At 40.1% G+C, this 12,366-nt stretch carries 10 protein-coding genes, 2 tRNA genes and 2 pseudogenes; 3 read left to right on the top strand and 11 right to left on the bottom strand.

Annotated elements, in window-relative coordinates; translation table 11 throughout:
- From RG959_RS17265 to RG959_RS17275, 3 genes are all read right to left on the bottom strand, one after another.
- Nucleotides 1-76, bottom strand: a tRNA-Val gene (locus RG959_RS17265).
- 3 nt (nt 77-79) lie between these two features.
- Nucleotides 80-154 (bottom strand) — tRNA-Glu (locus tag RG959_RS17270).
- A gap of 476 nt (nt 155-630) precedes the next feature.
- Nucleotides 631-1,734, bottom strand: a complete 1,104-nt coding sequence (locus RG959_RS17275; protein WP_342798174.1) for a 5-methyltetrahydropteroyltriglutamate--homocysteine S-methyltransferase — start codon at nt 1,732-1,734, stop codon at nt 631-633.
- A gap of 433 nt (nt 1,735-2,167) precedes the next feature.
- On the opposite strand from RG959_RS17275, the gene RG959_RS17280 reads away from it, so the two are divergent.
- On the top strand, nt 2,168-2,953 hold the full coding sequence (locus RG959_RS17280) for an alpha/beta fold hydrolase (protein WP_342798175.1): 786 nt from the start codon (nt 2,168-2,170) through the stop codon (nt 2,951-2,953).
- Nucleotides 2,954-3,340: 387 nt separating this feature from the next.
- Here RG959_RS17280 and RG959_RS17285 read toward each other — a convergent pair whose 3' ends face one another.
- The 4 genes and pseudogenes from RG959_RS17285 to RG959_RS17295 all read right to left on the bottom strand — a co-directional run.
- Nucleotides 3,341-3,520, bottom strand: coding sequence for a hypothetical protein (locus tag RG959_RS17285; protein ID WP_342798176.1), 180 nt, complete (start codon nt 3,518-3,520; stop codon nt 3,341-3,343).
- Nucleotides 3,521-3,733 (bottom strand): annotated as a pseudogene (locus tag RG959_RS25190) (helix-turn-helix domain-containing protein); the annotation flags it as partial.
- 249 nt (nt 3,734-3,982) lie between these two features.
- A complete protein-coding gene (locus tag RG959_RS17290; protein ID WP_342798232.1) occupies nt 3,983-5,086 on the bottom strand; it encodes a threonine synthase in 1,104 nt (367 codons plus the stop codon).
- Nucleotides 5,087-5,158: 72 nt separating this feature from the next.
- Nucleotides 5,159-5,398: pseudogene (locus tag RG959_RS17295) on the bottom strand (RidA family protein); the annotation flags it as partial.
- A 230-nt stretch (nt 5,399-5,628) separates the two neighbouring features.
- On the opposite strand from RG959_RS17295, the gene RG959_RS17300 reads away from it, so the two are divergent.
- Together RG959_RS17300 and RG959_RS17305 are read left to right on the top strand one after the other, a co-directional pair.
- Entirely contained in the window at nt 5,629-6,159 is a 531-nt protein-coding gene (locus tag RG959_RS17300; RefSeq protein ID WP_342798177.1) for an ECF transporter S component, read from the top strand.
- A gap of 206 nt (nt 6,160-6,365) precedes the next feature.
- Nucleotides 6,366-8,120: a GDSL-type esterase/lipase family protein gene (locus RG959_RS17305; protein ID WP_342798178.1), complete on the top strand. Its 1,755-nt coding sequence runs from the start codon at nt 6,366-6,368 to the stop codon at nt 8,118-8,120.
- Nucleotides 8,121-8,284: 164 nt separating this feature from the next.
- Here RG959_RS17305 and RG959_RS17310 read toward each other — a convergent pair whose 3' ends face one another.
- From RG959_RS17310 to RG959_RS17325, 4 genes are all read right to left on the bottom strand, one after another.
- Complete coding sequence (locus RG959_RS17310) at nt 8,285-9,097, bottom strand: DUF817 domain-containing protein (RefSeq protein ID WP_342798179.1); 813 nt, start codon at nt 9,095-9,097, stop codon at nt 8,285-8,287.
- A gap of 20 nt (nt 9,098-9,117) precedes the next feature.
- Complete coding sequence (locus RG959_RS17315; protein WP_242237644.1) at nt 9,118-9,327, bottom strand: helix-turn-helix domain-containing protein; 210 nt, start codon at nt 9,325-9,327, stop codon at nt 9,118-9,120.
- Nucleotides 9,328-9,337: 10 nt separating this feature from the next.
- Entirely contained in the window at nt 9,338-9,829 is a 492-nt protein-coding gene (locus tag RG959_RS17320) for a DUF2975 domain-containing protein (RefSeq protein ID WP_342798180.1), read from the bottom strand.
- Between the two features lie 354 nt (nt 9,830-10,183).
- Nucleotides 10,184-11,869: a methyl-accepting chemotaxis protein gene (locus RG959_RS17325; RefSeq protein WP_342798181.1), complete on the bottom strand. Its 1,686-nt coding sequence runs from the start codon at nt 11,867-11,869 to the stop codon at nt 10,184-10,186.
- Nucleotides 11,870-12,366 lie beyond the last annotated feature (497 nt).

Here is a 12,366-nt window from a genome sequence, read left to right on the forward strand (position 1 = left end):
TGGTGGAGGATGACGGGATCGAACCGCCGACCCTCTGCTTGTAAGGCAGATGCTCTCCCAGCTGAGCTAATCCTCCAAATGGTGACCCCTACGGGATTCGAACCCGTGTTACCGCCGTGAAAGGGCGGTGTCTTAACCGCTTGACCAAGGGGCCTTGCTTCTTTATATATATGATTTTAAAATGGCTCCACTGAGCTACTGCGGAACAGTCCGTATCAGCGACAGCTATTAAATAATAACACCATCAATTAATAGAGTCAACACATTCCTGAAATTTTATTACGAAAATTTTTCTTTGTATTTTCCTTTCCTTTATTTTAGAAGATACCCTATTCAAAGAATCCCTGTCTACCTGGATAAAGTACTAAGTTTCTCTTCATCTGCCTGCATTTCTGATGAACCACCTTCAAGGCAGACTGGCTACCTTTCTTCCCTTTTAATGATCTAATTTTGATAGGATCCCGCTGGACGGACGATCTGATTCCAAAACGACTGAAGTTTCTTCATCTTATTTTCTCGCTTTTCTATCTCCCCCTTTCTCTCTAGTTCTTTATGCAAAAAACGGATCTATTCTTTTAAAAGAATAGATCCGTTTTATTAGCTAGCACCTCACAACAGCTTGTTTCTATTTTATCCCCAAATTTCTTTTGCCACATCCACAATAAATTTTAATTTTGCCCATTGCTGTTCTTCCGTTAATTTATTGCCATGATGTGTGGAAGCAAATCCACATTGCGGGCTGATGCAAATTTGTTCAAGTGGAACATACTTAGCTGCTTCCTGTACACGAGCTTTGATTGCTTCTTTATCTTCTAATTCGCCGTTTTTAGAAGTAAACACCCCTAGCACGACTTGTGGTCCGCCTGCTGGAATATGTTCTAGCGGCTTGAAATTACCAGAACGCTCATCATCATATTCTAAGAAAAAGCCGTCTACTTTTTCTTTCGCAAAGAAACTCGGAGCGATTCGGTCATACGGACCTTCGAAAGCCCAGGCAGATTGATAGTTTCCGCGGCAAAGGTGAGTGGTGACTGTTAAGTCTTCTGGTTTGCCTTCAAGCACTCCGTTTACCACACGCAGAGCAAGGTCAATCAATTTTTTTCTTTCCAAATCGCTTTTCGCAAATGGAAGCTCCGGTGCACAAAGCCCTGCAATATACACATCATCCAGCTGCAGGTAACGGCAGCCCGCATTATAAAATGCGCTAATCGCATCGCGATAGGTTTGGATAATATCCTTTGCGAAATCTTCAACCTCCGGATAAATGTCTTCGTTGCGGATACCGGCATTAAAAAATTGATTTGGACTTGGAAGTGTGATTTTGGCAACTGCACGGTCACCCACGATTTCTTTAAATTCGATAAAATCTTTAAGATGAGGATGATCGGGATTAAAAGATACCTTGCCCGTCACACGCACATCATACGCCTCGGTTTCTACACCTTCAAATTTATATCCATGGTCAGGAACATACCCTTCTACACCGTTCAGCTGCTCCATGAAATCCGTATGCCAAAATCTGCGGCGGAATTCGCCGTCCGTTACCGCTTGAAGGCCGACTTCAATTTGTTTGTCTACGATTCTTTTGATTTCTTCTGTTTCCACGGCGTGTAATTGTTCAGCTGTAATCGCACCCTCCGCAAATTTCTTTCTCGCATCATGAATTGATTGAGGGCGAAGCAAGCTTCCTACGTGATCTGCTTTAAATGGCGCTTTAACCGCTGTTTTTGTCATTTGAATTCCTTCCTTCCTCTTGGTTTATGGAAAACGTTCTTCATTGGAGTTCTCCCCTGGATAAGACTGCTTTTCTCTTGTCTTATTGATGTGAGATAAATGTAACATGGAAAAACACGCGCAGGATAACACAAAAAATCTATTTCTTGTTATAGCTTTAAGCTAGAACCACCGTAATTCTATGTTATCCTTTTATTTAAATACGGAGATATATTCATCCCTCAGACCATTAGTTATAGGGATAGAAGTATACTTATTCGACTACCACACAGAAAAAGGCTTCCTCCCTATTCAATGAATGAAAGACCTTGTTTGGTAAATGAATTTTTGAAGGCTTCTTTCGCACAGATTGTGGCTTCGGCATCAGGAAAGAGACTATGTACATTTTTTGCAGTATCATTGATACAAGTAAAAAGATAAAAATGGTGGTGAAATGTGCATGCACTATAAAAAGTATGGAGATAAAAGCTCTGCGCTCATGGTCTTTATTCACGGCGGCGGAGTTAGTGGGTGGATGTGGGATAAACAAGTTGAATACTTTTCTTCACAATTTCATTGTTTAGTTCCTGATCTGCCCGAACAGGGAAACAGTAAAAGCGGAACACCCTTTACCATAAACGGAGCGGCTGAGGAAATCATTACATTGATTGAGGAAGCAGGTAAAGGCAAACCTGTTATTGCAGTCGGTTTCTCGTTAGGAGCTCAAGTGTTAATCGCCATGCTCAGTAAAAAGCCAAAGCTGATTGATTTCGCCATGATTAATAGTGCTTTAGTGAAACCTATACCTTTCGTGAACATGCTAACCAAGTCTATGCGGTTTGCCTTTCCCCTTGTAAAGCTTAAAGCTTTTTCTAACATCCAGGCAAAATCTATGTATATTGATGAAGACTACTTCAATATTTATTATCAAGAGAGCCGTCAAATCAGCAAGGATACATTTTTCCGAATCATGAACGAAAACATGTCATTTAAAATACCACAAAACTTCAAGAACGCACGAAGCAAAATAGTCGTTACCATAGGAGAGAAAGAAAAAAAAATCATGAAAGACTCCATGAAGGAAATCTTGAAAAGCAACCCTAATTGCAAAGGTGTGCTCCTTCCCGAAATAGGTCATGGCTTTTCTTTAGCAAATCCTCTGCTTTTTAACATCTTGCTGGAAGAGTGGATTGAAAATGATGTTATCATCAATGAAGTAAAACAAATTTCGCAAATATGATAGGAGCATTTACTTTTTATTTGCTTCAAACTCTTTACGCGTCAATACTTTTTGATATTTATTACGACAGCGGTTCTGCTACAGATCGTTTAAAATAAACAAACGTGAAAGGATTAGATATATCTTGTTCGTGTGGAAATAGTAATAGCAACTGCGCTTGATTCCTTATAAGTCGGAACCTCACTGTCTGAAGAAGTGATTTCAATTAGCTCTTTTGCTTCCTCTATGTCCACTATGCTCTTACCGTGTTTAGCCGGGCCCGAGCGTCATGAATGCTGTTTAAGATCAAATAAACACCGGCAGTTGCGGATCATTTCGAAGGAAGAGTTTTAATACAGAGATTTCAATTCGAATCGAATGACCAATCTGCACGGTCATTATGCAGCATTAATGTTCTTTATTTTCAATAATTCTCCATATCTTATATAGCTTTCTTAAATCTTCTTCTTTTGATTTCTGCAGCTCTTTGAACCATCGTTTCATTTCGGGATCATTTTCAAAAGCCATAAACTCACTTTCTTCATTATTATCTTTTCCTGCATTCTTCACTCCATGAAGGTAATCCAAAGAGACCTCATACACATTCGCTAACTTTACCATCGTGTTCGGATCAGGCGTACAAGCACCCGATTCGTATCCAGAGATTGTACTTGGTTTTACACCAATTTTTTCGGCAACGTTTTTTACGTATAACCAAGTCGCTCCCGCAAGGATTTTAAATTTTTGCTTATCAACTCGCTCATCAGTCCCCTTCTCCTTATCCGTTTTATCTGTAAGAATTTCAAAACTTTCATTTTAACTCTAGTAAACCCTATTTCTCATCGTTCTTATATGGGAGTCCTTATGTAAAAAAGCGGATTCCCGTAACGAAGGAACCCGCTTTTTAAATTGACTTGTTCAACTGTTACTTTAAGTGTAATTTTAAACTTTATATACCCTTTAATCTTTTAAGCTTCTAAAACTTACGTTAACTACGAGAGTTAAAGCAACTGATAAGGCGGATAGTTGTATATCAGCTTATACACACAGTTATTTTGATTTAATCCCCGCACCACAAAGAGGAATTATCACTTTTTCTTGAGGGGTTTTCTTATATTTTAAGTAACCTGCATAGTTAGCAGCTGTTGTCACTTCAACATAAAAACCTTTATCAGCAAGCATTTCACGTGCACTTAAAATTTCATCTTCTTTAATATCAATAAACATCCCCTTTGTTTCACGCACAGCTTCTAGAATTTGTTTTGAACGTGCGGGTGCTGCAATGGCAATACCTTCTGCTAATGTGCCTTTGTTCGTGACAGGTGCTGCTATCGCTTTCCCCTTTTCGAAAGCATTTGCAAGAGGCGCACAGTTTGCTGCCTGGATGGCAATAATTTTCGGTATTTTTTCTATTAATTTATTTTCGAACAACTCTTTGAAACCATAGTATGCACCAAGTAAAAGTGTACCATTACCTACTGGGATGATTAACGCATCTGGCACTCCCTTTAATTGTTCATAGATTTCATAAGCGTACGTTTTCGTTCCTTCATAGAAATAAGGATTATATACATGGCTTGCGTAAAAAACTTTTTCTTCATCTACTGCTTTTTGCGCTGCAGCTGCAATGTCTTCTCGCGTGCCACGAATTTGTTTAATGGCAGCCCCGTGCGCTTTTACTTGAGCAATCTTTTTCGGTGATGTTTCATCACTCAGGTATATGTCGCATTTCATATTACAGCGTGCCGCATATGCTGCAATGGCCGTTCCTGCATTACCGCTGCTGTCAGCAATCACTTTTGATACTCCTAACTCTTTGGCCTTCGTCATTAAAACAGCGGCTCCTCGATCTTTAAAAGACAACGTAGGCATCATATAATCAACTTTCACATACGCATTTGGCTCTTGGGCATCTAGAACAATTAAAGGAGATTGGCCTTCACCCATTGTAATAGATTCCCACGTCTTAGAATCTTTTGCGAATGGCATTGTTTCAACATAACGCCATAAAGAGTTCGGATAGTTATTCCAGGCTGCAACATTAATTTGGGGTGTCTCTTTTACTAAATCTAATACGCCGCCACAATTACATTTCCATAAACTTGGTGTAATATTATGCTTTTTCCCGCAGCGGTTACATATATACTGTTCCATCATTTATCCATCCCTTCAAATAGTTTTTCATATAAAATATACTTTTTTATATGAACAGAGTAAAAAAATTTATCACGAAATATATGCAATTGCCTCAATTTCAATTTTAAAGCCAAAATGTAATTCATTTGTTGGCACCACAGTACGTGCCGGTTTATGCTCACCGAAAAATTCTTTATAGACAGCATCTACTTTATCCCATAGTTTCACATCCGGAATATATAATGTCATACGTAATATTTGCTCATTTTTACTTCCTGCTGCTTTTAAAATCATTTCTACATTTTCAAGTGCTTGTAATGTTTCTTCCTCGAAATTTGAGATTGAACTTTGAAAAAAGAGCAAACCCGTGCTTAAGGGAGCTGCTCTTACAGTCGCTAACTCTTCATAAAGAGTATAACCCCTGAAACTTCACGCTGGTACTCCATGACACTGTTACCAGCATTCCATACCTGTCCGAACGAATAAATAGAATATTAAGTATTTATTATTTGACAGATTAGTAGTAAGATAAAATTCTACAACAAGAAAGAGGTTATCATATGTATACATCATCATTATCTAAAGAAACAACTAAAACAAAAGTTTTAGTGATCAATGCTCTTTTTGTCGCGTTAACCCTGGTAGCCACAATGTTCATTAACATAAAGCTCCCGATCATGGGTAACGGAGGCCTTATCCACCTAGGCAACGTGCCTCTTTTTCTAGCAGCCTTTCTTTACGGCAGAAAAACAGGCGCAATTGCAGGCGCCTTCGGGATGGGCTTGTTTGATGTTCTTTCTGGCTGGGCCATCTGGTCACCGTTTACATTCGTTATTGTAGGTGCCATGGGCTTTGTAGCCGGTCTCATAGCAGAAAAAGTACCCGGCAAAAGAATCGTTGTCTTTGCATTGGCAGTAGCTGCTGCACTGGTGATCAAAATCGTAGGCTACTATTTTGCTGAAGTGATTCTTTACGGTAACTGGATTCAGCCATTCGGCTCTATCCCAGGAAACGTTCTCCAGGTTGTCGTAGCCGGTATTATTGTCGCGCCACTGGCAGGACGCTTAAGCAAAAGAACTAGACAGCTTTAAAAGATATAACGGCATAAGTAACCGGTACCTGGATAATCCGGCAGATGAAAAAAGACGAGTTAAACTCGTCTTTTTTTTGCTTTTTTGAACGGATCCCTAGAAAAAACCCAATAGACTTTAATGTTCTAGAAAAAATAATCCATGAGTAATCGGACAATATTTTGTTATAATGAATCTATTAAATTACATAACAGGAGAAAAAAACCATGAAAAAGCCATTGAATGTTTTAGCTGCATCACTTGTAGCAGGGACAGTGCTTACTTCTTCCCTTTCGCCAGCGTTTGCAGAAAATGCGCAGGCAGCTACAGAAAACAATTTGTCGCCACTGAATGCGAAAGCAGCATCCGTATCGTTTACGGATACAGAAGGAACAAGATACGAAGAAGCTGTTGCCTTTCTCTATAAAAGCGGAATAATAAACGGATTTCCCGATTTAACTTTTGGAGTTAATCAGCCAGTCAAGCGTGTAGATGCGGCTGTGATACTCGGCAAATACATGGGCCTTCACGCCAAATATCCAAACCCGCCTGTATCCGGATTTACAGATGTGCCAGAGCGGGCAGCTCTCTATGTCTCAGCGCTGAAGGCGGCAGGTGTTGTAAACGGCAAAACCACTACGGAGTTTGGTTCTGGATCTAACATTACAAGAGGCGAAGCCGCTATTATGCTTTACAATGTGCTTAACCATTCCCTGGATACGAATAATGAGCCGACTCCATTTACGGACGTTAAAGGAACAAGATATGAAGAGGCTGTCCGTGCGTTAACAGATGCAGGCATCATAGCAGGAATAACGAAAACATCATACGGCTCAAGTGCTTCTATTACAAGAGGCGCACTGGCGTTATTGATACACAGAGCCTATCAATACCAGCAGTCGTTATTTAATGAAGAGAAATCTGGATTTATCGCTTTTGGAGACAGCAATACATCCGGCTCCTATTTTCAAGCGGATTATCCAGAGTACCAGGACCATAAATGGACAGACCAGGTAGCTGCCCTTTACAGCCAGGATATGGAGGCAGATGTATATAACGCGGGATACAGCGGCAATACGACAGAACAAGGCATGAAGCGTTTTAAAACAGAAGTGCTGGATTTAAACCCTGGTATCGTTTCTATTATGTTTGGCATAAACGATGCGCTCATACCGCCTAATGGCACTCAGCCGCAAGTCAGTAAAGAGACATTTAAACAGAACCTGACAAGCATGATTGCCCAGCTCAGAGCGAGAAACGCACAGGTCATCTTAATGACAAATCCACCTGCTGTCGAAGAAACATATTATACATCCCAGTTAGCGAAGCATCCTCACATTGCAAGCAAATACGCTGGGAAAGGCGGACTGCGTAAATGGATCGACAGCTACAATGATATCATCCGCCAGGTGGCAAGAGAGCAGGCTGTTCCGCTTGTAGACGTTTACGATCTCCTAATCGATGAAGTGGGTGCTGAAACGGATGCAGCGATCATCAAGAGCGGGCTGATCGACGAAAAAGTAGGTATTCATTTAACTCCAAAGAGCAATGATATTGTAGCCCAGGCAGTAAAAGAAGTACTATCCGAAGAAGACAATGAGTACCTGCCATATAAATCAGGTGTATCCATCAAAACAGATAAAGAGGTTTATGACCTGTCTGCCGATAAGAGTGTGAAGATTACGTTATCGAGCATCACTCCTGAATCATACTACTTTACACCGGGCACTCTTCAGAAAAGAGTGAATAATAAATGGGTTACTGTAGAGCATACAGATGACTTCACTCCCCTGCCTGCTGTCGCCAGCCTTTTAAGGTTTAATCAGGCGATGTCAGACAGCATCTCACTTGATTCAAAGCTCTATAAAGAGCCGCTTACAGCAGGGGATTATCGAGTGGTGCACTCCCTTGTAAACGCTGAAGATGTACAAAATGAGTCACTGTCCCTTGTTTTATCAACGGAATTTAAAATGATTGAATAAAAAGAGCGGCTCTCATGCCGCTCTTTTTTGACCCCCTTTTTATTTCAATGAAGCGATTTATCATAAAGACGCCTGTGACACGCTTTGTCTTATTCGAAATTTTGTACACTCGAAGAACTTCAATCTAAAAAAGGGTTCCTAACAGTTATAAAATGGACTAGTATCTATCCTGGCGGAATTTTTTCCTTAACCTGCTTTAATGTCGCTACTATAAGAAAGCTGACAATGACTAGTAAGAGCCATGAACTCACCTTTCCTAAATGAACGAGACTCCATGCATCGGCTTGGTTTGGATATTCCCAAGCTCCAAAGAACGTTGCGATATTTTCGGCTGTCCATATAAAAAATCCAATGAGCACAAAAGAAAGTGCGAGTGGCATACGATAACGAGTTCCCTCAATCTCGTATGTGACCCATGATTGCCAAAAGACGATAATGACAAGTCCAGATAACCACCAACGGACGTCTATCCAATAATGGTGGGTGAAAAAATTCAAATAAATCGCAGCTGCAAGAGGTACAACGATTAAAAACGGCGGCCACTTAACCAGTTCAACCTTAAGCCTCCTCCACGCCTGGCAAAGATAACTCGCTACACTTGCGTACATAAATCCGCTGTACAAAGGCACTCCAAAAATCTTGAAGTATCCTTCCTCTGGATAAGACCAGGAACCCATATATACTTTGAAAAGTTCAAGAGCAAGTCCAATCAGGTGAAACAATGTAATTACCCTTAGTTCATCCCGTGTTTCAAGCCCAGAACGCACCATCCACCACTGCATCAGAAGGCAGATGATGAGCAGCCAGTCATATCGAGGCAGGAAGGGAAGTGGCATGATTTGTGTAAAAGCCAGGGAGGCAAAAATAACAACAGGAAATAAACATGATAGGGCCTGCTCCCAACCAAAACGAATGAGTTGTTTTAGTGCTCGCGTAATCTGTGCTCTCAAAGGCTTTTTCTGAATATAGTAACCCACTTTATTTACCCTGGGTGTCTTCATTCATCATTTCGGTATTCTAGAATATCACCAGGCTGGCATTCCAAAGCTTTACAAATGGCCTCTAAAGTTGAAAACCGAATGGCTTTTGCTTTTCCATTTTTCAGTATCGAAAGGTTAGCCATCGTGATTCCAACCCTCTCCGAAAGTTCTGTTACGCTCATTTTCCTTTTAGCCAGCATCACATCAATATTGATTATAATTGCCATGTTTTTCACCTCAGACGATTAAGTCATTCTCTGATTTTATATCGATGGCTTCTTGTAAAAGCCTTTGAAGAACTGCGGCAAACACTGCAATTACCATTGAAGCAAAGATAGGGACCATTCCGATTAATACGAGGCCCGGTGCGTCATCTATCTCCGCCATGATATAGACTAATGGCAGGGCTGCCACATACAAGCCACTGATTATGATGGCACAGTTTTTTATATTCTTTAGAGCCCTTACAGATAATTTCGAGAAAGCTTTGTTCTTGTCAATATAACTCAAAAGTTTAAAAGCTTGATACAGAGCAATGTAAAACGGTACCGTCGATACATACATAACCATTAAAATGCCATATACCACAAAAGCCACATCTGCGCCTCTTTCTGCTGCTTCATTTGCTTCATTCGCTATTTGAGGCAACAAAAATAGACACAAAGCAAGAACTGGAATTCCCATAAGAATAACAGCTATTTTTAAAAAGAGTGTTGACCCTCGTTTCATAAAAAACACCTCACCTATTTATTGTTAATTTGATTTTAATACAGGATTTATCGTTTTACAATAAATTATTATTCCTTTGTATTATATTTTTATTGTAATGTAAATATCCCTTTAATTTTGAGCAAGGAAAAAGAGCATTCCTCATTACAAAGAAATGCTCCATAAAACTTAAAACGATTCAATTTATACTTGAACCCTGTACATCATTGGGATTTTTGATCAAGCTTTATTCAAAGTCTACAAGTGCCTTTCCCCCGCCTTCGCAGCAATAACATTTTCTCATTAAAATTAGGACATCTTTACATCCCAAAATTAAAACATGCCCTGAAGCATTCCTTCGGGGCATGTTTTAACTTAAGCCTTAAATCGTGCAATCATCGCCTGCAATTCCTCAGCTAATCTAGACAATGAATGGGCAGCATGTGAAACCTCTTCTATAGAAGCTAATTGCTGCTCACTAGCTGCGGCTGCCGTTTCCGTACTAGTCAGTGTTTCCTGAGAGTCATCAGCCATGACTTCAATCGTTTTTTGAACTTCTTTAAATCCATTCGTAATAAACTGAGTCGCGTCTGCCACTTCCTGAACCTGCACGGTTACCTGTTCGATTAAATGTAAAATCTCATCAAAGCTTGTCACCGTTTCTCTAGAAAGATGAATCCCCGAGTTTACATTTTCCCTAACAAGCCGAATGCTGCGAATGGTTTCGTTAGATTCATTTTGAATCGTGGAAACAAGCGTATGGATATGATGTGCAGATTGGCTCGTCTGATCTGCTAATTTCCTCACCTCTTCTGCCACAACAGCAAATCCTTTGCCGTGCTCTCCGGCTCTAGCTGCCTCAATAGCAGCATTGAGTGCAAGTAAATTTGTCTGACCAGATATATCTGTAATAAGGGTTGAGATTTCTTTGATCATTGTAGCGCTGGACACAAGTGAACCGATTCCTTTATCTGCCATATCGACAGATTGATTGATAGATTTCATCTGTTCAAGCATTTCTTTTACTGAATGTGCGCCGCTTTCGGCTTGCTCTTTCATCGTGGATGATACTTCTGCCACCCTTGACGTGTTCGAAGATACTGAAACAATACTGTTTAATGAATCCGTTACCGCATTCAGACTGCTTACGGTCAGCTGGCTTTGCTCGCTATAATTCTGCGTTATCGACTGCATGGTTGCAGAAATATGTTCCGAAGTGGCTTTTGATTGTTCAGCACCAGCTGAAAGCTCCTGTGATGAAGCAGCTACTTGTTCAGATGATTCTCTAATTTGAGTAATCATGAGTTTTAAGGATTCTACAAAGGTATTAAAAGATTTAGCCAGATGACCAAATTCATTTTGGCCTGAAACTTCCATATGCTTCGTTAAGTCAGCATCCCCTGTGGCAATTTCCTTTAATTGACGGTTTAAAGCCCCCAGCGGAATTAAAATAGACCTTAAAAGTATAAAGCTTAAAGATATGCCAATTATTGAAGCAGCAGCAGCCAGTATGAGAAAAGCCACTGTACTTGCAGTTGTAACGCGCTCGTTTAAAGAGCCTGTATCCGACACATCTTTATCAAGAGCTTCGACAAATTCATCTATTGATGGATCTAATACTTCTTTTCTTAGCGTTCTTTCTTCCCCAAAGTGAAGGTTTTTTGCTCCTTTAGAATCTTCTTGATAAGCACTAATCACTTGTTGATTTATTTTCCAGATATTGTTGAAGTTTCCTTCAATCTCACTGATCTTTTTTTCATATTTCTCTTCTTGGCTAAGACTTTTAATTTGTTCCATTTTTTTATGGATATCAGCCGCTTTTTCTTCCATGCCTTCTGCAAATTGCGCATCACCCGTTATGATAAATGCCCTTTCATCGTTTGATAATCCGGCCAGACGGTACTGAATGCTAATCATTATTTTTTGCATCTCCATCTTATCCTGCAGCGAGGCATTTCTATCTGCCCCTGCATTTAAAACATAAACGGCAAAACTTCCTAACAGCAGAATTGCCACAACAAGAATGGAAACTGTCGTAATGAGCCGCGTTTTTATTTTCATTTTTTCCTCCCCCGAATATTTTAAATTTTCCCTGTTTGCACACTTATAATATCGGACTTCACCTCGTATATTGAATCTAAAATGATTGTTAGAATAAAAAAAGTCTCCAGCCAGGCTGTTTAGACATCCATTTCTTTATTCTTGTAAAGAAAAAGAGGATCTTCGGCCAGGTTACTCTCCCTCTTTCCCCCTCGCGCAATGCCATTTAACCACTCCTAATCTTCGCCCTAACAAGCTGCCGATAAACTAGCAGCTTGTTGAGTGTGTTCTTTTGACAGCCGAAAACACTTTTTCACAGTGAAAGTTATTTTCTTTCATCCAAACTAGTAACACAAACTATACCAATGAGTGTGGAAAATCATATGATATAGGGCAGGGTTCAGTTTGATCCTGCCATTTTAAGAAAGAGAGGGGGAGTTTTTATGGGCTTTAGATGCTACGACGATAATGACTATTCCGGCGTTTGGTTTAATCGCGACCATGATCGCAGACACCGC

The sequence above is a fragment of the Domibacillus sp. 8LH genome, from assembly GCF_038806185.1.
Lineage (GTDB): Bacteria > Bacillota > Bacilli > Bacillales > Domibacillaceae > Domibacillus > Domibacillus indicus_A.

Bases quoted from the DNA above. Each gene is read 5' to 3' on its own strand.
- RG959_RS17275 (WP_342798174.1), bottom strand. From the start codon at position 1,734: ATGACAAAAACAGCGGTTAAAGCGCCATTTAAAGCAGATCACGTAGGA.
- RG959_RS17280 (WP_342798175.1), top strand. From the start codon at position 2,168: ATGTGCATGCACTATAAAAAGTATGGAGATAAAAGCTCTGCGCTCATG.
- RG959_RS17290 (WP_342798232.1), bottom strand. From the start codon at position 5,086: ATGGAACAGTATATATGTAACCGCTGCGGGAAAAAGCATAATATTACA.
- RG959_RS17300 (WP_342798177.1), top strand. From the start codon at position 5,629: ATGTATACATCATCATTATCTAAAGAAACAACTAAAACAAAAGTTTTA.
- RG959_RS17305 (WP_342798178.1), top strand. From the start codon at position 6,366: ATGAAAAAGCCATTGAATGTTTTAGCTGCATCACTTGTAGCAGGGACA.
- RG959_RS17315 (WP_242237644.1), bottom strand. From the start codon at position 9,327: ATGGCAATTATAATCAATATTGATGTGATGCTGGCTAAAAGGAAAATG.
- RG959_RS17320 (WP_342798180.1), bottom strand. From the start codon at position 9,829: ATGAAACGAGGGTCAACACTCTTTTTAAAAATAGCTGTTATTCTTATG.
- RG959_RS17325 (WP_342798181.1), bottom strand. From the start codon at position 11,869: ATGAAAATAAAAACGCGGCTCATTACGACAGTTTCCATTCTTGTTGTG.